23 protein-coding genes are annotated in these 23,248 nt (G+C 39.5%); 17 read left to right on the forward strand and 6 right to left on the reverse strand.

From position 1 onward, the window contains the following. Positions 1 to 8 precede the first annotated feature (8 nt). From ACTHN6_RS07910 to ACTHN6_RS07950, 9 genes are all read left to right on the forward strand, one after another. Entirely contained in the window at positions 9 to 164 is a 156-nt protein-coding gene (locus ACTHN6_RS07910; protein WP_440435300.1) for an NADH-quinone oxidoreductase subunit H, read from the forward strand. Between the two features lie 5 nt (positions 165 to 169). Beyond that, on the forward strand, positions 170 to 406 hold the full coding sequence (locus tag ACTHN6_RS07915; protein ID WP_440435203.1) for a hypothetical protein: 237 nt from the start codon (positions 170 to 172) through the stop codon (positions 404 to 406). A 146-nt stretch (positions 407 to 552) separates the two neighbouring features. After that, positions 553 to 1,107, forward strand: a complete 555-nt coding sequence (gene nuoI / locus ACTHN6_RS07920; protein WP_440435204.1) for an NADH-quinone oxidoreductase subunit NuoI — start codon at positions 553 to 555, stop codon at positions 1,105 to 1,107. A 4-nt stretch (positions 1,108 to 1,111) separates the two neighbouring features. Next, the gene (locus ACTHN6_RS07925; protein WP_440435205.1) at positions 1,112 to 1,615 is read left to right on the forward strand and encodes an NADH-quinone oxidoreductase subunit J family protein; all 504 of its coding nucleotides are present in this window, start codon (positions 1,112 to 1,114) and stop codon (positions 1,613 to 1,615) included. Positions 1,616 to 1,733: 118 nt separating this feature from the next. Beyond that, positions 1,734 to 2,081 (forward strand): NADH-quinone oxidoreductase subunit NuoK, encoded by a 348-nt coding sequence (gene nuoK, locus ACTHN6_RS07930; RefSeq protein WP_440435206.1) that lies wholly within the window; start codon positions 1,734 to 1,736, stop codon positions 2,079 to 2,081. 67 nt (positions 2,082 to 2,148) lie between these two features. Then, positions 2,149 to 4,047, forward strand: coding sequence for an NADH-quinone oxidoreductase subunit L (gene nuoL / locus ACTHN6_RS07935; RefSeq protein WP_440435207.1), 1,899 nt, complete (start codon positions 2,149 to 2,151; stop codon positions 4,045 to 4,047). 7 nt (positions 4,048 to 4,054) lie between these two features. Continuing rightward, positions 4,055 to 5,491 carry a complex I subunit 4 family protein gene (locus ACTHN6_RS07940; protein ID WP_440435208.1) on the forward strand — a complete coding sequence of 479 codons (1,437 nt, stop codon included), beginning with the start codon at positions 4,055 to 4,057 and terminating at the stop codon, positions 5,489 to 5,491. Between the two features lie 12 nt (positions 5,492 to 5,503). Then, on the forward strand, positions 5,504 to 6,892 hold the full coding sequence (locus tag ACTHN6_RS07945) for an NADH-quinone oxidoreductase subunit N (protein WP_440435209.1): 1,389 nt from the start codon (positions 5,504 to 5,506) through the stop codon (positions 6,890 to 6,892). 465 nt (positions 6,893 to 7,357) lie between these two features. Further along, positions 7,358 to 7,777 (forward strand): response regulator, encoded by a 420-nt coding sequence (locus tag ACTHN6_RS07950; protein WP_440435210.1) that lies wholly within the window; start codon positions 7,358 to 7,360, stop codon positions 7,775 to 7,777. A gap of 9 nt (positions 7,778 to 7,786) precedes the next feature. Here ACTHN6_RS07950 and ACTHN6_RS07955 read toward each other — a convergent pair whose 3' ends face one another. The 3 genes from ACTHN6_RS07955 to ACTHN6_RS07965 are packed head-to-tail and all read right to left on the reverse strand — an operon-like array spanning position 7,787 to position 9,839. After that, positions 7,787 to 8,404: an alpha/beta hydrolase gene (locus tag ACTHN6_RS07955; protein WP_440435211.1), complete on the reverse strand. Its 618-nt coding sequence runs from the start codon at positions 8,402 to 8,404 to the stop codon at positions 7,787 to 7,789. 1 nt (position 8,405) lies between these two features. Next, a complete protein-coding gene (locus tag ACTHN6_RS07960; RefSeq protein ID WP_440435212.1) occupies positions 8,406 to 9,359 on the reverse strand; it encodes a ring-cleaving dioxygenase in 954 nt (317 codons plus the stop codon). Positions 9,360 to 9,371: 12 nt separating this feature from the next. Further along, the gene (locus tag ACTHN6_RS07965) at positions 9,372 to 9,839 is read right to left on the reverse strand and encodes an NUDIX hydrolase (RefSeq protein ID WP_440435213.1); all 468 of its coding nucleotides are present in this window, start codon (positions 9,837 to 9,839) and stop codon (positions 9,372 to 9,374) included. Between the two features lie 130 nt (positions 9,840 to 9,969). On the opposite strand from ACTHN6_RS07965, the gene ACTHN6_RS07970 reads away from it, so the two are divergent. Further along, the gene (locus tag ACTHN6_RS07970; protein ID WP_440435214.1) at positions 9,970 to 10,953 is read left to right on the forward strand and encodes a nucleoside hydrolase; all 984 of its coding nucleotides are present in this window, start codon (positions 9,970 to 9,972) and stop codon (positions 10,951 to 10,953) included. 153 nt (positions 10,954 to 11,106) lie between these two features. After that, positions 11,107 to 11,598, forward strand: a complete 492-nt coding sequence (locus tag ACTHN6_RS07975; protein ID WP_440435215.1) for a hypothetical protein — start codon at positions 11,107 to 11,109, stop codon at positions 11,596 to 11,598. Between the two features lie 25 nt (positions 11,599 to 11,623). On the opposite strand, the gene ACTHN6_RS07980 is transcribed toward ACTHN6_RS07975, so the two are convergent. Continuing rightward, on the reverse strand, positions 11,624 to 13,114 hold the full coding sequence (locus ACTHN6_RS07980; protein WP_440435216.1) for a glycosyl hydrolase family 32: 1,491 nt from the start codon (positions 13,112 to 13,114) through the stop codon (positions 11,624 to 11,626). A gap of 74 nt (positions 13,115 to 13,188) precedes the next feature. Between ACTHN6_RS07980 and ACTHN6_RS07985 the strand changes: the two genes are divergently transcribed. The 4 genes from ACTHN6_RS07985 to ACTHN6_RS08000 all read left to right on the forward strand — a co-directional run bounded on the left by ACTHN6_RS07985 (position 13,189) and on the right by ACTHN6_RS08000 (position 20,460). Then, a complete protein-coding gene (locus ACTHN6_RS07985) occupies positions 13,189 to 15,375 on the forward strand; it encodes an HAD-IIB family hydrolase (protein ID WP_440435217.1) in 2,187 nt (728 codons plus the stop codon). Positions 15,376 to 15,538: 163 nt separating this feature from the next. Further along, positions 15,539 to 15,940 carry a Dabb family protein gene (locus ACTHN6_RS07990; protein ID WP_440435218.1) on the forward strand — a complete coding sequence of 134 codons (402 nt, stop codon included), beginning with the start codon at positions 15,539 to 15,541 and terminating at the stop codon, positions 15,938 to 15,940. A 509-nt stretch (positions 15,941 to 16,449) separates the two neighbouring features. Continuing rightward, entirely contained in the window at positions 16,450 to 19,086 is a 2,637-nt protein-coding gene (gyrA, locus tag ACTHN6_RS07995; RefSeq protein WP_440435219.1) for a DNA gyrase subunit A, read from the forward strand. A 57-nt stretch (positions 19,087 to 19,143) separates the two neighbouring features. Then, a complete protein-coding gene (locus ACTHN6_RS08000; RefSeq protein ID WP_440435220.1) occupies positions 19,144 to 20,460 on the forward strand; it encodes a hypothetical protein in 1,317 nt (438 codons plus the stop codon). 77 nt (positions 20,461 to 20,537) lie between these two features. Here the strand turns inward: ACTHN6_RS08000 and ACTHN6_RS08005 are convergent, their stop codons facing one another. Further along, positions 20,538 to 20,741 (reverse strand): hypothetical protein, encoded by a 204-nt coding sequence (locus tag ACTHN6_RS08005; RefSeq protein WP_440435221.1) that lies wholly within the window; start codon positions 20,739 to 20,741, stop codon positions 20,538 to 20,540. A 140-nt stretch (positions 20,742 to 20,881) separates the two neighbouring features. Then, entirely contained in the window at positions 20,882 to 21,922 is a 1,041-nt protein-coding gene (gene ribD / locus ACTHN6_RS08010) for a bifunctional diaminohydroxyphosphoribosylaminopyrimidine deaminase/5-amino-6-(5-phosphoribosylamino)uracil reductase RibD (RefSeq protein WP_440435222.1), read from the reverse strand. Between the two features lie 49 nt (positions 21,923 to 21,971). Here ribD and prmC point away from each other — a divergent pair, with 49 nt between their 5' ends. Both prmC and ACTHN6_RS08020 read left to right on the forward strand, forming a co-directional pair. After that, positions 21,972 to 22,832, forward strand: a complete 861-nt coding sequence (gene prmC, locus ACTHN6_RS08015; RefSeq protein WP_440435223.1) for a peptide chain release factor N(5)-glutamine methyltransferase — start codon at positions 21,972 to 21,974, stop codon at positions 22,830 to 22,832. A gap of 40 nt (positions 22,833 to 22,872) precedes the next feature. Continuing rightward, positions 22,873 to 23,181: an ATP-dependent Clp protease adaptor ClpS gene (locus ACTHN6_RS08020; RefSeq protein WP_440435224.1), complete on the forward strand. Its 309-nt coding sequence runs from the start codon at positions 22,873 to 22,875 to the stop codon at positions 23,179 to 23,181. Positions 23,182 to 23,248: the final 67 nt, after the last annotated feature.

A 23,248-nucleotide genomic window follows, 5' to 3' on the forward strand; every position in this document is an offset into this window, starting at 1 on the left:
TGCTGAAGATTGGGTTTTTTATATTCCTGTTTATGTGGATCAGGTGGACGGTGCCAAGGTTTCGTTATGACCAGTTGATGGACCTCGGCTGGAAAAAATTAATTCCGCTGGCACTGGCAAATATGGTTATTACAGGGGCTGTTATTTTATGGATGAATAAGTGAGAAAAATGAATATTTTTTTAGATAAATCGTTGCCAAAAAGAACGCAGGTTTTGTTACAAATTCTGCGGGTGACACTTATTATATTAATTTTTGGCGGCTTCTTTTTAGCATCGATTTACCCGGAAATACAGGACATGTTAATATATATAAGTGTGGGAATGCTGGTAATTTTTCTTGCGGTGAAATGGATGGCTGAACGTAAAAAAGGAAGATTGATAAAACAGCGTGAAAAAGCTGAATAGCATATCAACTGTACAAGGGAGTGACACAACGAAGATGAACCATGATATGTAGCTGGCAAACAAAAAATTAAATTCAAAAATTAAAAAGGTTTTATTGACAAACGTTGTGTTTTGAGTTTTGAATTTTTACTTTTGAACTTTTAGAAATGACAACATTAACTGATAGAGCGAAACCGGTAAACCGTAAGCCGATGACTTTCCTGGAAAGCATTTACTTATGGAATATTTTCCTGGGAATGATCATTACGATAAAACATTTTTTCAAGAAAAAAGCAACGGTTCAATATCCTGAGCAAACACGCCCTTACAGCCCGGTATTTCGTGGTGTTCAAATTTTAAACCGCGATGAAGAGGGAAGGGAAAGATGCACTGCCTGTGGTTTATGTGCACTGGCTTGTCCGGCCGAAGCCATTACCATGGAAGCGGCAGAACGCATGCCCGGCGAAGAAAACTTATACCGTGAAGAAAAGTATGCAGCCAAATATGAAATAAATATGTTGCGTTGTATTTTCTGCGGTTTTTGCGAAGAAGCCTGCCCGAAGGATGCGATTTATTTATCTGAAACGCATGCACCACCTGCTTATAACCGTAAAAACTTTATCTATAATAAAAAAGATTTACTGATTCCTGATCCTGTAACACAACCTGAAGAATATGCTCAGGCAAAAGGTTTAAGGGAAATCAGCAAAAAGAATAAATAAACGAATGACTGCTACAGAAATATTATTCTGGTTTTTAAGTGCGCTTGCACTGTTCAGCGCATTAATGGTACTGGTAAGCAAAAACCCGGTTCACAGCGTGCTTTGGCTTATTGTAGTTTTCTTTTCCATCAGCGGGCATTACATTCTATTAAATGCACAGTTTCTTGCCATTGTAAACTTAATTGTTTATGCAGGGGCCATAATGGTGCTGTTTTTATTTGTAATAATGTTGATGAATTTAAACAACAGGACCGAGCCTCAGAAAAATTCACTGGTTAAACTGGCCGGTGTTGTGGCAGGTTGTTTATTATTAACGGTGTTTGTTTCTGCCGTTCGTTCGGCCCAGGAAATAAAAGACAGCCAGGCTTTAATGAATACCGGAGATATTGGTTTGATTGAAAACCTGGGTAAGGTTTTGTTTAAGGATTATGTAATTCCTTTTGAGTTAAGCAGTATTTTGTTTTTAAGTGCAATGGTGGGCGCTGTGGTGATTGGGAAGAAGGAGTAAGAAGCTCAAGCCCCAACGCTAAAGGGAGTTAAGGCAAGAGCAAAATTGAAATTAATTTATTAACTGCTTAGGTTCTATCAGGAGCTTAGGCTTAAAAGTCCCTTTAGGGATTTAGGGCATGCCAATTCAGTATTATATAATTTTAGCTGCAGCGCTTTTTTGCATTGGTGTTACCGGCGTATTAATACGCCGCAATGCCATTATTATTTTTATGTGCATTGAACTAATGCTTAATTCAGTGAACCTTTTGCTGGTTGCATTTTCAAAAATGCATTATGCTATAAGCAGTGCTAATAATAAAGGAACGCAGGCCGTTATTACTACCGGCACAGATGCCCAGTTATTTGTTTTCTTTATAATGGTAGTGGCAGCGGCAGAAGTAAGTGTGGGTTTGGCAATTATAGTAATGATGTACAGGAATGTACATTCAACCGATGTGAATTTTTTAAACAGGCTGAAAAATTAAAAACCCCAGTCCCAGGAGAGTTGGGCAGGTTTGATTAGGTTTTTGGATTTAAACTATTTTATAGCTTATGGCTTACTTAGTTCCGCTTTTTCCTTTAATTGGTTTTTTGCTTAACGGCGTTTTCAGAAACTCGTTATCCAAAAGCCTTGTAGGTATTATTGGGTGTGGGGCCGTGCTTGCTTCATTTATAGTAAGTGTAATTTTATTTTTAGATGTAAGGGCAGGCGGGGCGCTTGCCGTGCAGCCACTCTATCCTTTTATACATGTTGCCAATTTTAAAATTGATTTTGCCTTCCAGGTTGATCAGCTATCATCACTTTTTCTTTTAATTATTACCGGTATAGGCTTCCTCATTCATGTGTACTCCACCTCATACATGCATGATGAAACCAACGATCATTTTGCAAGATATTTTTCTTATCTCAACCTTTTCGTGTTCTCCATGCTTTTGTTAGTGCTGGGCGCGAATTATGTTATTATGTTCATCGGTTGGGAAGGCGTTGGCCTTTGTTCTTATTTGTTGATTGGATATTGGTTTAAGAATACCGATTATAATAAAGCGGCCAATAAAGCATTTATCATGAACCGCATTGGCGATGCCGGTTTTTTATTAGGCATTTTCTGGCTGTTATCTAAACTGGGCACAGCAAACTATACAGATGTTTTTGCAAACGTTTCAAACCTTACTCCAACAGATATTACCGGCATAACGGTTTTATTATTTATTGGCGCAATGGGCAAAAGCGCACAAATTCCTTTATATACATGGCTGCCTGATGCCATGGCCGGCCCAACACCTGTTTCCGCATTGATACATGCCGCCACAATGGTAACCGCAGGTATTTATATGGTTGCCCGCAGTAATGCACTATATTCTTTAAGCCCCATTGCTGAAAACCTGGTGGCAATTATTGGTATCGCTACGGCTTTGTTTGCAGCAACAATTGCCATCAAACAAAATGATATTAAAAAAGTATTGGCTTATTCAACGGTAAGCCAGTTGGGTTATATGTTTTTAGGTCTTGGCGTTGGCGCTTATACCGGCTCCGTATTTCATGTAATGACGCATGCTTTCTTCAAAGCCCTACTGTTTCTCGGCGCCGGTTCTATTATCCATGCTTTACATCATGAGCAGGATATGCGCAATATGGGCGGGTTAAAAAAATATATGCCTGTAACACACTGGACTTTTTTAATTGCCTGTATTGCCATTGCCGGTATTCCGCCATTCAGCGGTTTCTTTTCAAAAGATGAAATATTGGCGGCAGCTTATGCAAAGAACCCGGTTTATTGGGTGCTTGGTGTAATCGGTGCAGGAATGACGGCTTTTTATATGTTCCGTTTATATGCTACTACCTTTCTTGGTGAATTTCGCGGCACAGAAGAGCAGAAACATCATTTGCATGAAAGCCCGGCAGCCATAACCATTCCACTCATTATTCTTGCTGTGTTTGCTTTTAGCGGCGGCTTTTTTAATGTGCCTGCTATCTTTGGCGGCAGCCAGCAACTGCACCATTATTTGTCACCGGTATTAACAACAGAGCATGAACATGAAATAGCGCATGGTACGGAATTAATGTTGATGGGTATATCTGTTGGCGTTGCATTACTGGCAGCCATCATTGCCCTAACCAAATATGCAAAGAAGCCGGAACTGAATGAACCCGAAGGCCTGGGTAAAGTGCTTGCCAACAAATGGTATATTGATGAGTTGTATGATGCTGTTATTGTAAACCCTTTGCTTGCACTTGGCGGTTTCTTTAAAAATGTAATTGAGAAGTCAGGTATTGACGGCTTTGTAAATGGCGTGGGCAGTTTTGTACAATATTCATCGAGAAGGTTAAGGCTGGTGCAGAATGGTAAAGTGGGCACTTATATTCTTTTAATGATCTTTTCTATTTTGATATTGTGGCTGGCGTTTTGGTATCAGGCAACGATAACCGGCTTTTTTCAAAAAATATTTTAAATAAAACATGATCGCTTTATTACTCATACTTATACCGGTTATTGGCGGCTTAATAAATTTATTTATTAAGAATGAAAGTTCGGCTAAAGCATTTTCTTTAATTGTTTCATTGATTGTGTTAGCCGTTGCATTAGGCGGCATTTATACAAACCAGGCTGATCTTTTGCATTATGATATATCATGGATGCCCGACCTCGGAAGCCGCATTACTTTAGAGCTTGATGGATTGAGCAAAATATTATCCCTGCTTACAGCCGTTTCCATGCCGGTTATTTTAATAGCTGTTTATAAAGATCATTATCCTGATGCCGGCAAATTCTTTGGTCTTATGCTTTTATGCCAGGCCGGAATGCTTGGTGTATTTCTTTCCATGGACGCCTTGCTTTTTTACTTCTTCTGGGAACTGGCTTTAATACCGGCTTATTTTATTTGCTCCATCTGGGGCGGCGAAAAGCGCATACAGGTTACTTTCAAATTCTTTGTTTACACATTTGTGGGTTCGCTGTTAATGCTGGTGGCAATTATTTTTGTTTACTTCCACACACCTGATCATTCTTTTGCAATTAAATCTTTTTATAACGCTCACCTTACTGCCGCACAAACGCAGTGGATGTTTTGGTTATTCTTTATTGCACTGGCTATTAAAATGCCTGTATTTCCATTCCATACATGGCAGCCCGATACGTATGAACAGTCGCCTACAGCATTTACGATGATACTGAGCGGCGTAATGGTAAAAATGGGTTTGTTTGGCGTAATCCGCTGGCTGTTGCCTATGTTCCCGCAGGCTTCATCATCTAATAGTTCAATCATTATTATACTTGCCGTTATAGGAATGCTGTATGCTTCGCTGATTGCCGTTAAGCAGGATGATATGAAGCGGCTGATTGCTTATTCCTCCATCGCTCATATTGGTTTAATGTGTGCAGCTTTATTTGCGAAACAGCAGGCTGGGATAGAAGGCGTGTTCATTCAAATGTTCAATCACGGAATAAACATTATAGGATTGTGGATAGTGGTAGACGTAATAGAAAAACAATTGGGCACAAGAAAGTTTAGTGAACTCGGCGGCCTTGCCCAAAAAGCGCCAACACTCGCCATATTGTTTGTGATAATGTGCCTGGCAAATGTTGCATTGCCGTTAACCAATGCATTTGTAGGGGAGTTCCTTATGTTCAGCGGTTTGTTTAACTACAGCCCTGTTATGGCAGGCGCCGCAATTATATGCATTATACTGGCCGCAGTATATACGCTTAATATGATCCGGAAAGTTTTTTATGGTAATACCGTTGCATTAACAGAGCATGCACACGACAGCAGCTTTAATGTGAATGCAGCATTGGTAATATTAGTGATTTTGGTAATAGTTTTTGGGTTTTACCCGCAGCCAATGATTGACTTAACGCGTGAAACCGTACAACTTTTTATCACCAAAATTTCTTAACAGGCAGCAATTATGAATGCAATTATATTTTCAGCAGGCTGGGGAATAATAATGATGTTTTGCAGTTTTCTTGTAAAGAACCAATCAAGTTACAGGCATATTGCAGCCATTGGTTTGCTTGTACTGCTTGCAGCAAATATTTTTGATACCTACGGCGTTGATTTTTTTCATATTGATTCGGGCAAAATGCTTGCCTACACCCGTTTTGGATTTGTGTTTAATTCCATTGCCATTGGTTCAACATTAATTTATGTATTGCTTACGGGGAAGGATATTGAGCGCCTTGGCAGATATACTGCCGAATTTTTTACACTTATCTTTTTTGTGCTTTGCGGCGTTTGCCTGCTATCCGCTTACAATAACCTGCTGATGTTATTCCTTGGCATAGAAATTCTCACCATACCCTTATATATTCTTACAGGAAGCGATAAGCGTAATCTCAAAAGCAATGAGGCGGCGCTTAAATATTTTTTAATGGGTTCCTTTTCAACCGGCTTAATGCTCATGGGTATTGCATTAATGTATGGCGGCACGGGAACATTTTTGCTTGAATCAAGCCGCCTGCAATCTAACCTTTACCATGGCGTTTCTTTTCTTGAAATAGTAGGGCTTTTATTTCTTCTCGTGTCTATGTGCTTTAAAGTATCCGCTGCTCCATTTCATTTCTGGACGCCTGATGTATATGACGGAGCACCTTCAGTGGTTACATCATTCATGGCAACTATTGTAAAAGTAGCAGGCTTTATAGCGTTTTTTAAATTGTGTTATGTGCGCATGAGCGTAACATCAACAGCAATAGACTGGAAACTGATTTTTTCCATTATTATCATACTTACTTTATTGTTCGGCAACATCACTGCCATATTTCAGCAGAGTGTTAAGCGCATGCTTGCCTATTCCAGCATTTCGCAGGCAGGCTTTATGCTGTTTGCCCTTTTCAGTATCAATGAGTATGCCAGCAAAGGATTATTAATGTATGCTGTTGCCTATTGCCTCGCCACTATTGGTTTATTTGCCGTTTTGGTAAAAATGAAAGATGTAACATTTGAAGGGTATAACGGGCTTGCCAAAACCCAGCCGGTGCTGGCGGCTACGAATGCTATTTTCCTGTTTTCACTTGCCGGAATTCCTTTAACAGCCGGCTTTCTTGCCAAGTATTATATGCTTGCTTCCATTATGAAAACCGGAACCTATACATGGATTGTTGTAGCGGGTGTGTTGTTTGCAGCCATAAGCGTTTACTATTATTTCCGTGTTATACAGGCGATGTATTTTAAAAGCGGGGAACCACAAACAGAAAGCATCAGCAAAAGTTTTAAATTAGGTTTAGTTATTCTCGCAGCAATTATCGTCATTGTTGGCGCTTTCCCGCAGGCTTTGTTCAACTGGTTATATTTTTAGTTACGCATTATTATTTGTACCTTAAAACTGTTTTAGCAAAACAGCGAAACTTTCGTGGTACCTTAATTACTGGTCTCGATTTTAAAAATCTTAAATCTTATCTAAAAAACTACAGAAGCGTATTCTTATTTTACATTTGCTTTTTAATCGCTGAAAAACATCTGGTATTACGAATGTTAAGCCTTGCTTCGCAAATTGTTTGGTGCATACTTGCAGATAATTTTAGTTTGCTGCAATTAATTTTTCCCGACTAAGTGTCTGCCAAACACAATTTTTAAAATAAAAGCATGAACATGAAAACCAGATTTAAGTTAAACATGCCAAATGTTTGGACAGGATTTTGATTATTTATAAAACCAGGGGTTAATTAAGAGGTTTAAGAATTAGTGTATTTGTATAATTGCCTGCGGAAATAAAAAATTAACTGAATAAACACTAAGGACTTTCTTAAACACCAATTAATTTATGCCTGTGTTCAAAAAAGCGCTTTTTGTTGATGATGATGTAATAGCCATTAATATTTCTGAACGGTTACTTACGCTTAATGGTTTTGCAGAAGAAGTGGTTGCCAAAACTGATGGCGAACAGGCAAAAACATTTTTGCTGCATAATAAAACTGATCTTCCTGATATTATTTTTGTAGACCTGTACATGTCTATAATGAGCGGCGTTGAATTTATAAAATGGCTTAATGCATGGCAGGCTAAAGAAAACATTCATGTTCCGGTTTATGTGCTTTCTTCAAGCATGTCTATTGATGATTTTAACCTTGTTTCCAAACACCAAATAAGCGGTTATATTGTAAAGCCCTTAACACCGGGCCATCTTAAGGAAATAGCTACTAAGCATGCTAACAAGCTGCATCATTTTCTAAAGCTTTACTAACTTAACAGGCTATTTAAATATCAAGGTATTTGCCTTTTCAATTTCATCCGTACTGATTGTATGCCCCATGCCGGGGTAAATTTTTACAGTTACATCTGCATGCATATTTTTTAAAACCGTGACTGTTTCCTGTACTCTTTCCACAGGAACATGCATATCGGGATCACTGCTGCCTATAAACAAGGGCATTTGCAAAAAATCGCCGCTGTAATTTTCTTTATAGATTTTATCGCCAACCAGGCCACCGGTAAATGCTACAGCGCCGCCCCATTTTTGGGCATAACGTGTAATAAATTCCAGCATTAAGCAGGCGCCTTGTGAGAAACCAAGAAAATAAATATTATGTGATGGAATGCCGGCAGCAAGAATATCCGCTTCAACCTGTTTCAAAATATCTAATGCCGAAGAAAGCCAGGGTTCGTTTTGCTGTGGCGGCGCTAAAAAAGAATAAGGATACCAGGTGTTATTCGTTGCCTGCGGTGCCAGCAATGCATAATCTTTTACATCAAAATAACCGGCCAGTGAAAGTATGTCTTCGGCAAATGCGCCGCGGCCGTGAATCATTACCAGCGCCTTTTCTGCTTCATTTAAAGCTTTGCCTTTTGTGATTATTTTTTTCTGATGCATATCAGGCAAATTTTTCTGCGTTGAAACTTACCGGCGTTACAGCCTCCTCAATTATTTTACGATGTGGTTCATACCATTCAGGCAATTTTAAAGCTTCGCCTAAATGCGCTTTATCTTCATCAATAGCAAAACCCGGATCTGCGGTTGCCACTTCAAACAAAACACCACCCGGCTCCCTGAAATAAATGGAAGTAAAGTACTGCCTGTCAAGAATAGGCGTAGGGTTTAACATACGCTGAGAAATTTTTTCCCGCACAGCTTCCTGCGATTGCTTATTTGCCGTTGCAAATGCAATATGATGAACAGTGCCGCCGCCGCCAAGCCCCCGCAAGCTATCGGGCGCACAAATTATATCTACATAATTGCCGGGCGCATCCTGCGCTGCAAAACGAAAGCGGTTGCTTTGTTCGCTTATCAGTTTATGGTCCAATTGTTCGGTAAGCAGCGCCGCCGTTCTTTCATAGCCTTCTTCCCAAATTTCAACATTGTAAAAACCTTTTACAGCATATTCAATTGGGATATAACCATAAGAAAATCCTTTGCGTTCATCTTTATCATTAAACACCAGTTCAAGGCCAAGCCCGTCTTCATCTTCAAAATAAATGTAGGCTTCATTGTTGAACCGCTGCTGTGGCTGTTTAAAATTTACATTAAACTTTTTTAACCGTTCCTGCCAGTAATCAAAAGACGACATCGGTACGGAAAACGAAGTTGTATTCAGCATGCCTTTGCCATGACGGCCTTTGGCAATATTGCCATAAGGGAAAAAAGTAAGTATGCTGCCGGGCTCACCCATCTCATCGCCGTAATAAAAATGATATACTTCAGGCGCATCGAAGTTTACGGTTTTCTTTACAAGCCTCAATCCCAAAATGCCTGCATAAAAATCAATATTCTTTTGCGGGTTGCCGGCAAGCGCCGTTACGTGGTGTATCCCGGTTACCAGATTATCCATTGGAGTGTGTTTTTAGCGGTGTGTATTTTTTAAAAAGCGTACAACAATTTTGTCTATTGGTAATGATACAGATTCTTCAGTAAGCTCATTCCATTCAACCCATCTCAGTACTTCGCTTTGTCCCTTCGGATCTGCTATTTGATGTAATTCAAAATCAAAAACCTTTGTTTTTACCTGCAGTTCATTTAATCCTTCAGCCTGTACAAAATAATAAATTGAAATTATCTGGTCGAATGCATTAAATGCCGACTGCTGAAAATAATCCGTAGTGTAAATATGATCGCCAACTATAACATCAAGCCCTGTCTCTTCTTTAAATTCCCGCTTTAAACAATCTCTTGTGCCTTCGCCCAGCTCAAGCCCGCCGCCCGGGAATTTGGTAAAATAATCGCCCCGGATAAATTCATCGCTCACTAAAATCCTACTATTATCATCCAATAAAATACCGTAAACACGAACGGTATATTTCGTTATTGCCATATGCTAAAATACAGAGATAAATGCTGGTGAAATAAAATTAAAAAAATGTTTGAATTAATTTTTGCTTAACACGCATCTTACCCTTTCCGGGTTCAAAACTCCTATTATCTTTAACCTGTAAATTTGTGCAATGCGGAATACTTCTACACTTATTATTTGCATGTTGTTATCAGGTTTTATGAATGCGCAACCTGTTTCTGTAATATTTGATTCTGATATGGGGCCTGATTATGATGATGTGGGCGCCATTGCATTACTGCATGCTTTTGCTGATAAAGGTGAGGTTAACATTCTTGCCACCATTGCCAGCACCAAATATGATGATGTCGCTGCCGTATTTAGTGCATTCAATACATATTTTAAAAGGCCAAACATACCAATAGCCGTTCCCAAAGGTGAAGCGCTTGAGCTACGTGATTTTCAGCACTGGACTGATTCAGTAGTAAAAAATTATCCGCATGCTGTGAACAGCAACAGGGATGTGCCGGATGCCGTGGCCTTATACCGCAGGGTTTTAGCCATTCAACCAAACAATAGCGTAACTATAATTACAGTTGGCTTTTTGACCAATCTTAAAAACTTGTTGCAATCGAAGGCTGATATGTTTTCACCATTGAACGGTGAACAACTGGTACAACAAAAGGTAAAGCAACTCGTAAGCATGGCAGGTAAATTTCCTTCGGGAAGTGAGTTTAATATTAACCGTGATTTTATAGCTGCTAAATATGTGTTCGATCATTTTCCTGCGCCTGTATTGTTTTCAGGTTTTGAAATAGGAGAGAAGATAAAATGCGGCATCCCGCTTATTCAAAATGATTCTATTACACAAAGCCCGGTTAAGGATGTTTTCCGTATTTCAATTCCGCAGGCAAAAGAAGATAGTGCCGGCAGGAAGAGTTGGGATGAGACGGCTGTACTGGTTGGTGTGAAAGGTTATAAAGACTGGTACACGGTGAAGCAGGGCAAAATAATTATTAGTGATAAAGATGGCAGCAATATGTGGATGGATGATAAAACTTCAAAACAATACCATCTTGTAGAAAAAGCGGAGCCTGCTGTTGTACAGGAACTGATTGATAAATTAATTATGCATAAACCGGGAGAGAAGGAGTGAGGTCATTGGCAGGCACCAAACAGGTTTAGTCAAATTTTGTTGTTTAAAAATTAAATTGTTCTGCAATAGCCGATTGATAGCCGGCACAAAGCAAAAATTAATAACAGGAATAGCTAAATTTAAGGTTGTTTTGCAACAAGAAACCGGCAACTGATGAAGCGATTACTGTTCCTGTCTTCCTATATTTTTACAATACTTGTAGGCATATTCATGCTTACCAAACTTTCATTAAACGGTTACATCACTGATTTTTATTTTTTTGTTATCAGCCTTTTACTTAACCTTCTTGCATTTTGGGTGTTCGGCCGTATTGGCTGGACTAAAGGTATAGGCATTATTAACCTGGCTTTTGCCTCCTGGCAAATAATTGCACTTTGTATTTTTTTATCTATTAATACTTTGAAGGTTGATAAAGTATATACGCCCGCAAACAATAAGCACAATTTATATAGCAGAATACTCGGTTGGTATAATCGGGCTTATTTCAGGCCTTACAAAGACGATGGCTTATGCGATGGCGAATTTTGGCAAACCAAAGTGCCATATTTTTTTCCGCTGGTTGAAATAGAAACAAGCAGGGATAAGTGCCATAACATAGAGGATACACCTGATTATGACTGGCTTTTCAAGCATGTTCCGGAATAAAAACAGCGGGCATAAATTTTATTTTTTAAACTTCCCGTTGCGCCTCAATGGTTTTTTGCGTTTCTTCCTGGCTGGCATATTCTTCTTCGGGTTCAGGCAGGATTTTTATAACGGAATCCTGCAGCGATATTACCGATGACGCAGAATATAAGCCTATAAATTCGCCTGAATAAGTATAATCAATCAATGTAAGTTTTACAATGCCATCAACCGAAACCTCAATATAATTCCCATAGCTCAGCAGGCTGAAATGAAAACTCCTGTCTTCGTTTACTTTAAAAAGGCCCGCCTGTATATCATTAAAAACAAAATTGCTTTTAAAGTTATTGGGGTTGTATCCCCAGGTCCTTATTTTCACAACACCGTTGGATACATCAAATGAGATATAATAGCCGCTGCCATCACCATCGATATCTGTAACAATGCCCAACTTGCCCATGCCTTCCACATTTATTCTTCCTTCCCAAATAAAAGCAGTGGATGGTTTCTTGAAATAAAACACTTCATAACCGCTTCTTGATCCGCATACCCATTTATCGTCGTTTAAAAAAAGCGAAGCTGTAGGGTTATTGAATAAACACTTAACATCTTTTATATCCTGTTGCCGCACGCTGCCTGCTACCATTTGCTGCCAGCGATAATATGTTTTTAATAATAATCTTCCTTTATCATCGGTATCAAACTGCTTTGGCGGCGGCAATACCCTTAGCCTGTCTACAGTGCCGGCATAAAAAAAATTAAACACCAGAAGATGTTCTCCATCCTGCACCGTTCGTGCAGCGTAATTGCCAAGCGGCAATACCACATCGGAATGAAAGGAATGGTATTCCCCCAAAAATTCCGGTGAAAACCAATAGCGCACTTTTATATCCTCTCTTATTGAACCAAGTAGATAAAAACGGCCATGTAATTCAAACAAACACGGGCATTCAATATCATCGTAGGCCATGGGATGAATTAACGGCGGCAGAAACTCAGCGCCATCTGCGGTTAATTTTATAAGACCGGCACAACCTCTTCTTGATAAAGGCCCTGTATTACGGCGTGCACATACAATCAAATAAGTATCACCATTATAATCAAAACGAAAGGGATCGCGAAAGCTTAGCCACTTCCTTGGGTTGTCTTTCTTACTTTCGTAATATATGCCGGGTGGTTCAATATATAAAGCCGGTCTATCCGTTTTTTTCCAGGTGATTAAATCTTCTGATTCCGCAAAGCCTATCCTTGAAATTACGCCACGGTCTCTTCTCTGCAGGCCGGTATAATACATAATGAATTTGCCGTTGGCTTCACGCACATCCATCGTCCATAACATATCATCATCCCAATCGCCGGGATCGCCTACAAACAAGGCATTCTTTGTGCGCCGCCATGACATGCCATCTTTTGAAACAGCATGTGCTATATAATCGTGATTAGGTATAATAAGATGAAATAAATGATAAACGCCATTGTGGATCAGTACCGTTATATCGCCAATTTCCCATTCATTAAAACCAGAGCCTGAATACATATAATCTGTTTTGCAACCTTTTGAATTATCACAAATATCTAATTTTATGAGGATTAGTTACTTTTGAAGCTTACATGAAAGAATATTACATACAGTTATTCAGCCCACATGGGTTAATCCGGTATCATGAACCAGAGATAGGGAGAGATAAAGACACCGGAGGGCAGGTGAAGTACGTATTGGAACTTCTGGAAACTTTATCACAACATCCGCAGGTAAGAAAAGCAGACCTGTTTACAAGAAAGATTATTGATAAAAGGGTTGCTCCTGATTATGGAAAAGATATTGAAACGGTAAATGATAAAGCCCGTATTGTTCGCATTACATGTGGCGGCAATAATTACCGGCAGAAGGAATCGCTATGGGATCATTTGGATGAATTTGTTGACCGGACCATTCAATTTATAGAGCATGAAAAAGATATGCCCGATGTGGTGCACGGCCATTATGCTGATGGCATTTATATAGCCGGCCAGTTGAGTGAAGTATTTGGCATACCATTCTTTGCAACCGCCCATTCACTTGGCCGCAATAAAAAAAATATTCTGCTGCAGCAGGGCATGACAGAGGAAAAGATTAATGAGAAGTTTAACATGCAACGGCGCATCAAAGAAGAAGAAAAATACCTTGAAACTGCCGATGCCATTATTACAAGCACTAACTATATTATTGAAGACCAGTACAAGCTTTATGATAATAAAGCTTTGGGAAAATTTCATGTGATTCCGCCAGGCGTAAACAGTCATATCTTCTTTCCTTTTTACCGGCTCGATATGCCTTCTTACAATTTAACGCTCGAACAGGAACAGGCATTATACCGCGTGAATTCGGAAATAGAACGCTTTCTTTTCCAGCCTGCAAAACCATTGGTGCTTTCCATTGGCCGCGCCGATAAAAGAAAGAATTTTGAAACTATTATACAGGCTTACGGACAAGATAAAGAGTTACAGGCAATGGCTAATCTCGCCATTTTTGCCGGGGTAAGAAAAGATATTTCACAGATGCCGCCTGATGAGCAGGAAATACTTACCAATCTTTTATTGCTTTTAGATAAGTATGACTTGTATGGTAAAATGGCGATCCCAAAAAAGAATGACCCCAAATTTGAGGTGCCGGAAATTTACCGGATTGCTGCCCGTAAAAAAGGTGTTTTTGTAAATGCCACGCCAGGCGAAAATTTCGGCCTTACCATCGTTGAAGCTGCGGGTTGTGGTCTGCCTGTTATTGCTTCGCCCACCGGCGGCCCGAAAGAGATTATTGAGAACAGCAATAACGGAATTTTAGTTGACGTGGAAGATCCTGCTGCTATTGCAGCAGCATTAAAAAAGATAATTGCCGACCAGAGTTTATGGGAAGAATATTCTGGCAATGGCATTAAAGCCTCTACGCAAGATTACTCCTGGGAAACACATGCCAATAAATATGTTGAGCTTCTAAGCAAGGTTTTAGAAGGCAAGCATACCGGCGAAAAAAGTTATGTGCCTAAAACAGCGTATGGTAAAAAATTATCGGCTGCGCAAATGGCCTTTGTTTCAGATATTGACGGAACCCTGTTTGAAGAAGATAATACAGAAGGCCTCGGCGAATTATTGCAATGGATAAAAAATAACAGGGAGAAAATGATCTTTGGCGTTGCCAGTGGCAGAAACAGGCAGTTAACACTGGATGGCCTGCACAGTAAGAACATAAAAGATTTTGATGTGCTGATTTGTTCAGCCGGATCGGAAATTTATTATACGGATAAACTTATTCCTGATTATGGTTATGAAAACTATATTAACCGCCAGTGGAAGCGCGAAGAATTAAAAAGGGTGCTTGAATCATTTAAAGGCATTCATTTGCAGGGCCCTGATGCACAATGGCCTTTTAAACTTAGTTATTATGTGGATGAAGATTTTACAAGAACTGATCTTCAAAACCTCTATAAATTTTTGAATGACCGTAAGCTAAGGGCTAAGATATTGCTTACTGAAAACCGTTATCTTGACCTGCTGCCATTTCGTTCGGGCAAAGGCAGCGCCGTGCGGTACCTGAGTAATAAATGGAAACTGCCTTTGGAAAAATTTATAACTGCCGGTAATAGCGGTAATGATATTGATATGGTGCGCGGAAGAATTCGAGGAATAGTGGTAGCCAATTACAGCGCCGAAATGCAGGCACTTAAAAATAACCGGCAGGCCTATTTTGCCAGGCAGCCATTGGCCAAAGGCGTGCTCGAAGGCATTCATCATTACACTTCGCAGGATGATTTTAATGATTAAGGAATGTTCTGTTAGAAGCAAACATTATAAGCGCCGTCGTTTAAACCCAAAGGGTTGATGGTGGCCTGTATAGGTTAAAAATTTAGCGGAAAACCTTAAACGGTTTTATCGACTCATTATATTTACCTGCGTACAATTTTTATCGCAGTAAATAAATCGTTACATGAAAAAATCATCCCGCAGAAAATTTATACTTACATCTGCAGCAGGCGCCACTGCATTGGCCGTAAATGCAAAATCTTCGAATATGGAAAATAAACAAATAGCACATCATGTTTTTTTCTGGCTTAAGAATGACGGTTCTGCTGAAGACCGCGATAAACTGGTGGAAGGCGTAAAGACCTTATCAAAAATTCCCGAAATAAAAGAGTTGCAGGTGGGCATTGTTGCCGATACTGAAAAACGCGATGTGGTGGATGCTTCATGGGCAGTTTCTGAATTAATGTTTTTTGATACACTGGCCGACCAGGCTAATTATCAAAGTCATCCCATTCACCAGGAGTTTATTAAAAATTACAGCGGGCTTTGGAGCAAGGTGGTAGTGTATGATATACAGAAGGTGTAGAGCCCCCACCCTCGTTCGCTTTCTACTTTTGTTGAGGGATGCCCGGCTTCGAAAAATGTTATATAATTTGAATACGGGTGGCTGATTGTTGGAAGTCTGTTGCACTGTAATGCGGCCTGACTTTCTTTATCTTATTTCGCGGTTAATCCAAAAAATAAAGCAGTTTCATTCACAACCCGCAGCCGCAATAAAATATTACAGTACAAGTGCTGTGACACAACCGTGATGCCATAAAAAACCATTGCTGGTAACCTTAAAAAATCTTTTAAGTGCAGCGTAAAATAAATAAATATCGAAGCCTGATTAAGGATATTCGTAACTACCAGTGGCAGGTTTTATGATAATATTAAACAGGGGGCATCGCTCCAGGTAAATCGCAGGAAACGAGGTGAATTTTATTAACATCACACGTGCAAAAAATACTCCGTTTTAACCCTTAAACAGCATATAAATCATTAAATTTGCGGGCTTTATTTTTTTAGCGATTTTATATTACATGTAAATAACGAATGGAAGAAAATCAACTACCGCAGGAAACTGCAGATAACGATCGCGTCATCCAGGTAAATATTGAAGAACAAATGAAAACGGCCTACATTGATTATTCAATGTCGGTTATTGTTGGCCGTGCCTTACCCGATGTGCGTGATGGCTTTAAACCAGTGCACCGCAGGATTTTATATGCGATGAATGAACTGGGTTTAAGTTATAACCGTCCTTATAAAAAATGCGCCCGTATAGTGGGAGAGGTGCTGGGTAAATATCACCCGCACGGTGATGGCGCTGTATATGATGCGCTGGTGAGAATGGGACAGGAGTGGAGCATGAACCACACACTTGTTGACAAACAGGGAAACTTTGGCAGCCCCGATGGCGACCCGCCTGCGGCCATGCGTTATACAGAAGCAAGACTGGAGCGTTTGGCAGAAAGCATGCTGGATGATATTGAAAAAGAGACCGTGGATTTCCAGTTAAACTTTGATGATTCGCTGGAAGAGCCCGTTGTATTGCCCACACGTATTCCGCAGTTGCTGGTAAATGGTTCCAGCGGTATTGCTGTGGGTATGGCAACGAATATGATGCCGCACAATTTATCAGAAGTTATCGATGGTTGTATTGCACATATTGACGATAAGGAAATATCAGCAGAAGATTTAATGAAATATGTAAAAGCGCCGGACTTTCCAACAGGCGGCGTTATTTACGGCATGGATGGTGTGCAGCAGGCCATGCTTACCGGCAGGGGAAGGGTAGTGCTGCGGGGTAAATGCCATGTGGAAACAAAAGCAAGCGGCCGTGAACAAATTATTATTACGGCTGTGCCTTATCAGGTAAACCGCGATACGTTAACCGACCGCATTGGCCAGTTGGTAAATGATAAAACAATTGAAGGCATTGCACATGTAAATAATGAAAGCAATAAGAAAGAAGGCACCCGTATTGTAATTGATTTGAAACGTGATGGCGTTGCAACCGTTATCATCAATCAATTATATAAATATACCGAACTGCAAACAAGCTATGGTATTAATAACGTTGCATTAAGTAAGGGAAGGCCAAAGACTCTAAATGTAAAAGTGCTTATAAGCGAGTTTATTGATTTTAGGATGGAGGTGGTTATTCGCCGCGCCAACTATGAACTGCGAAAAGCACAGGAAAGGGCGCATATTTTAAATGGTTACTTAATTGCCATAGATCACCTGGATGAAGTTATACGGTTAATAAGAAATTCACCCACACCTGAAACTGCAAAAGAAAATCTAATAAATGCAGGCTGGGGTTTGGATGAAATCCAGGCTAAAGCCATCCTTGAATTAAGGTTGCAGCGCCTTACCGGTATGGAGCGTGAAAAGATCAAGGAAGAATACGAAGAACTGCAAAAGCAAATTGCCGGTTTGGAAGCCTTGCTTGCCAGTGAAGAATTAAGGTATGATCTTATAAAGAGAGAATTACTGGAAGTAAAAGAAAGATACGGTAAGCCCAGGCAAACAGAAATTCAGTACCTGGCCAACGAAATGCGCATTGAAGATTTAATTGAAAAAGAAGATGTGGTAATCACCATTTCGCATTTGGGTTATATAAAAAGAACCAGTGCATCTGAATACCGCCAGCAACGTCGCGGTGGCCGTGGCGCCATTGGCAGCAAAACAAGGGATGAAGATTATGTAGAACATTTGTTTGTTGCTTCCACACATGATACTATGCTGTTCTTTAGCCAGCAGGGAAGATGTTACTGGCTTAAGGTATATGAAGTGCCGGATGGCGAAAAGCAAAGTAAAGGCAGGGCAATTCAGAACATGGTGCAGTTAGTGCAGGGTGATAAAGTGAGGGCCATTATGAACGTTAAAAACCTTGAAGACAGGGAGTTTGTTGAAGGGCACAATATAGTGCTGTGTACCAGGAAAGGTGTTATTAAAAAAACGGCGCTGGCAGACTTTAGCAGGCCAAGGGCCACAGGTGTTAATGCCATTACCATTTTGGAAGGAGATGAATTGCTCACTGCACGGTTAACCGATGGAAGTTCTGAAATAATGATGGCCGTAAAAAGCGGCAGGGCTATTCGTTTTCCAGAAGAGAAAGTAAGAGCGACAGGCCGCGGCGCCATTGGCGTTGGCGGAATTGAAGTAGATAATGCAAAGGATGAAGTAATTGGTATGATTTGTGTCCAAAGGAACGAAACTGCAAAAACGGTTTTGGTTGTTAGTGAAAAAGGGTTTGGCAAACGTACCAGGATTGATGAATACCGCATTACCAACAGGGGCGGCAAAGGTGTAAAAACCATCAATGTAACAGAAAAAACGGGCAGCCTTGTAGGCATTCTCGATGTTGAAGAAAGCGAAGATTTATTAATCACCTGTAAGTCTGGCATTATTTTAAGAACATCAGTTAAAAATATAAAAGAAGCCGGCCGCGCCACGCAGGGTGTTAAATTAATACGATTGGATGAAGGGGATGAAATAGCCGCCATCACCAAACTGAATGAACAGGAAGAAGAACCCGAAATTAATGATGCTGCAGATGATGATATTATCATCACCGAAGCTGGAAGCGATATTATGGAGAACGATAATAATGAAGAAGGTGAAAATAAGGAGGGCAGCGACAATAATTCGGAGAATGATAAGGATGAAAATGCAACCGTTTAAAAATTGATTAACAGATAACAACTATAAATTTGGTTAACAATAAAATTTAAATAAAGAATGATGAAAAAAATAATTCTATTGATTGCGTTTTCATTTTCACTTAGTTACCTTATGGCGCAGGATGGCGATGTTATAGCGCTGTATGTACAACAAAAAAAGTTTGATAAGGCTAAGGAGGAGGTTGATAAAATGGTGAATAATCCAAAACTTAAAGAAAAGGATAAGCCAACAGCCTTGCTGTGGAAAATGTATGTGTATGGGCAGATGTATGGGGATTCAGCCATGGGCCCACAAAATCCGAATGCCGATGCTGAAGCGCTGGATGCTTTTAGTCAATATCAGCAAATAGATCCTTCTTTAAAACAAATGAAAGAAGGCAATTTCTCCAATGGATTAAGCAGTGTTTATAATGGGTATATTGTAAGAGGTAATGAATATTGGAAAAACAAAACCTGGGATAGCGCTTTTAAATATTTTTCAAAAGCTGAAAGGCTGGGACAGGTAATGATAGATAATAAAATGACCCAGTCCACTTCCACGATAGATACTACAATGGTTTTGTTTACCGGCGTTGCCGCCCAGAATTCCAAGCAAATTGATTCTGCAGCCAAATATTATGCAAGGTTGGCCGATTTAAAAATTACCGGCGAAGACTATGAAAGCATTTACCAGTTTTTGATCCAGTATGCCATGGATAAGAAAGATGATGCTTCTTTTAAAAAATATCTTGCACTTGCAAAAGAATTGTATCCAAATAATAATGCAACGTGGTCTCAGTATGAAATGAGCAACATGACCGCCAATTCAAGCTTATCGGAACTTTTGCAGAAATATGAACAGGAAGCCGCTGCGGGCAGCATGGACGAACAAAAGATTGTGGGTTATGCTGAAGCGTTTGCCACTAACGATTCTGCGCAGCTAAATGGTTTAGACAGTGCTCAGAAAGTTCAGATGAAACTTGCCGCAGCACGGGCTTATGGTAAAGCATTTGATGCAACCAATGGTGCCAATGGATTATATGCATTTGGCGCAGGATATTATTATCATTATGCCTTTGAAACTTTAGATGACCGCTATCACAGCTATACAGGCGAATCCGCCCCATTAAAAGCTAAACGCGATGAAATAGCAAAAGAAGAAGGTGTTTATGCCGATTCTTCAGCACAATGGCTTGAAAAAGCTTTTACTATACTCAATGCAAAGCAGGACAGGGAAAGACTTGAAACCGCCAACCTGAATCATACAGTAAATTTCCTCGCCCAGATTTATCTTTGGAAGAGGGACAGAACCAAGTTTGGTGGTAATTCTGCCGACTATGATAAATACGATGCATTGTATAAAAAATACGATGAACTGTTTAATACATTTAAGTAAGTTTAATTATTGAAAATAAAAAGAGCTGGTTTAAATTAACCAGCTCTTTTTATTTGGTTCCCGTTAGAAATTACAGGTTACGCCTCCTCAAAATTATCTTCAAAATATTTCCGGGCCACATACCATTTATCTTCATAATTTTTGGGATTACGGGCAATCATGCCCATATCTGTTTCGGGATTGTCTTCCTTGCTTACCGAAACACCCGTAAGATCTTCGCCCTTTATATATGGCCGCATTTCCGATAATCCTTTTCGTTTATACTGTTTCCAGTTTTCCATACTATTTATTTTATGATTAAGATATAACCGCTTAAAATGTTATGATGAATACAATTCAAAAATTGTGCGTGGAAATTTATAAATAGAGGTCGATAAAATATAAATCACTTTTTAGAATATTCAACTTAACATAATATTAATTATAGGATAAAATCTATTTTATCATTTTTGATAGTAAAGCTATCAAATGGCTTTAATAAACCACCAAATGATGGAGCTGCAAGGCCTTCATCAATAATCAAATCCTGGTTGGTTATAATCCTGATTTCATCAAACAGCTTTTCATCAATAAACGATTGTAATAATTTTGCACCGCCTTCTACCAGGATGCTTTGAATATTTAATTGATAACAGACATCGCCAATTTGCTGAACCAGGCTTTTGCTTTTTTCAATTTTGAAAAAATAAACTTTGTTTGTAATGCTTCCGGTATCGTTAGGTTCAAGGGTTTGTTTTTCATAATTGAATACAATTACCGGCGATTCATTATTGAATATTTTTAAAGAAGATGGCAGCCTGAGGTTCTTGTCGATGATTAATCTTACCGGATTTTTTCCCGTCCATAAACGGTTTGTAAGCAATGGATCATCCATCGCTGCTGTATGGGTTCCCACCAGGATGGACGCTTCTTCAAAACGCCATTTATGAACAGCCCTGTTTGTTATATTGTTACTGATTATTAGTCGTTTGTTGTCGGTTGTTGCTATTTTTTTATTAGCTGTCTGCGCCCATTTTAAAATTATATAAGGCCGTTGTTTAGTGTGAAATGTAAAGAAACGCTTGTTCAGGTTTTTACAGGCATCCTGCAATATGCCGGTCATAACTTCTGTTCCGGCAGCCTTTAATTTTTCAATTCCCCTGCCGTCAACTTCTTTAAAAGGATCGCGGGAACCTATTACCACTTTTGGAATTTTATACCTGACGATAAGGTCGCTGCATGGTGGTGTTTTACCAAAATGCGCACAGGGTTCCAGTGAAACATACAGTGTGGATTTTTCAATAAATCGCCGGTCTGCAGTTTGTACCGAAGCTATACAGTTTACCTCAGCGTGTGCTTCGCCATATTTTTGATGATACCCCTCGCCTATTATTCTGTCTTCATAAACCAGCACAGCGCCAACCATGGGGTTTGGGGCAACATTGCCCGCTCCGAGCTTTGCCAGTTGAATGCAGCGCTGCATGTATATTTCATCCGCGGTCATTGTCAAAAATAATTAATAGCATTGCATTATGACAATTTCTGAAGCAGGTAAAATTTTACGATCAGCATTAGATACAATATATGATCAGCGGGAAGCACCCAATATTTCAAACCTGCTTTTGGAAAAACTTACCGGTTTTTCAAGGTCTGAACGAGTAATTTATAAAGATAAGGCACTTACAGAAAACCAGGTAATTAATCTTAGAAAAAATATTGATAAATTGCTGCAACACACACCTATTCAATACATTATTAATGAATCATGGTTTGCTGGTATCTCTTTTTATGTAGATGAAAATGTTTTAATCCCGCGTCCAGAAACAGAGGAATTGGTGGAATTAATCCTGGAGAATTCTCATAATTCCGGTTTAAAAGCCCCTTTTGTTTTAGATATTGGAACTGGCAGCGGGTGTATTGCCATTTTAATTAAAAAAAAATTACCGCTGTCGAATGTTTATGCATTGGAAATCAGTAAAAAATCTTTGGAGATAGCAACAAAAAATGCTGTATCCAATGATGCACCTGTTCATTTTTTAGAAGCTGATATTCTTGATTTCCATCCGCCGGCTACTTTTCCCAAATTTGACATAATTGTGAGTAACCCGCCTTATATCACTCAAAGTGAATCATCGTTAATGCAACCAAATGTCTTGCAATATGAGCCACACAAAGCTCTGTTTGTACCGGATGACGATCCGCTGCTTTTTTATAAGATTATTGCCGGCTTTGCGCTGCAGCATCTCAAACGTCCCGGGCGATTGTACTTTGAAATAAATGAATTAATGGGTGAACAGGTTGCGGCATTATTACGTTCGAAAGGCTTTACTTCAGTTGAGATCAAAAAAGATATGCAGCAAAAAAACCGTATGGCATCTGCTTTTTTAGCGTAAAACAAGACGTTATTTATGTGGCTTAAACTAAATTTGCATTATGATTACCGGTATAAACAATTCAGCGCAGGTAAAAGAAGATGTGGACACAGAATTGTTAGATACGCTTGCGGCGTCCTATAACCTCATTGTGTGGAATGATGAGGTAAATACGTTTGACTGGGTAATTGAGACCCTTGTGGAGGTTTGCGGCCACACCACAGAGCAAGCCGAACAATGCGCTTTCATTATTCATTTCCAGGGAAAATATGCCGTTAAGCAGGGTGATTATGAAACCCTTAATCCTATGCGTGAAGCCATCATCAACCGGGGCATAAATGCAACTATTGAAGAAATGGTTGAACATTAGTTTTGCTTTTATCCAAAAAAGGATTTATTTACCGCCTGTCTGCTGCAATCTGAATTTCATCACCAGA

This window comes from Parafilimonas sp., assembly GCF_051953455.1.
In the GTDB taxonomy this organism is placed as follows: domain Bacteria; phylum Bacteroidota; class Bacteroidia; order Chitinophagales; family Chitinophagaceae; genus Parafilimonas.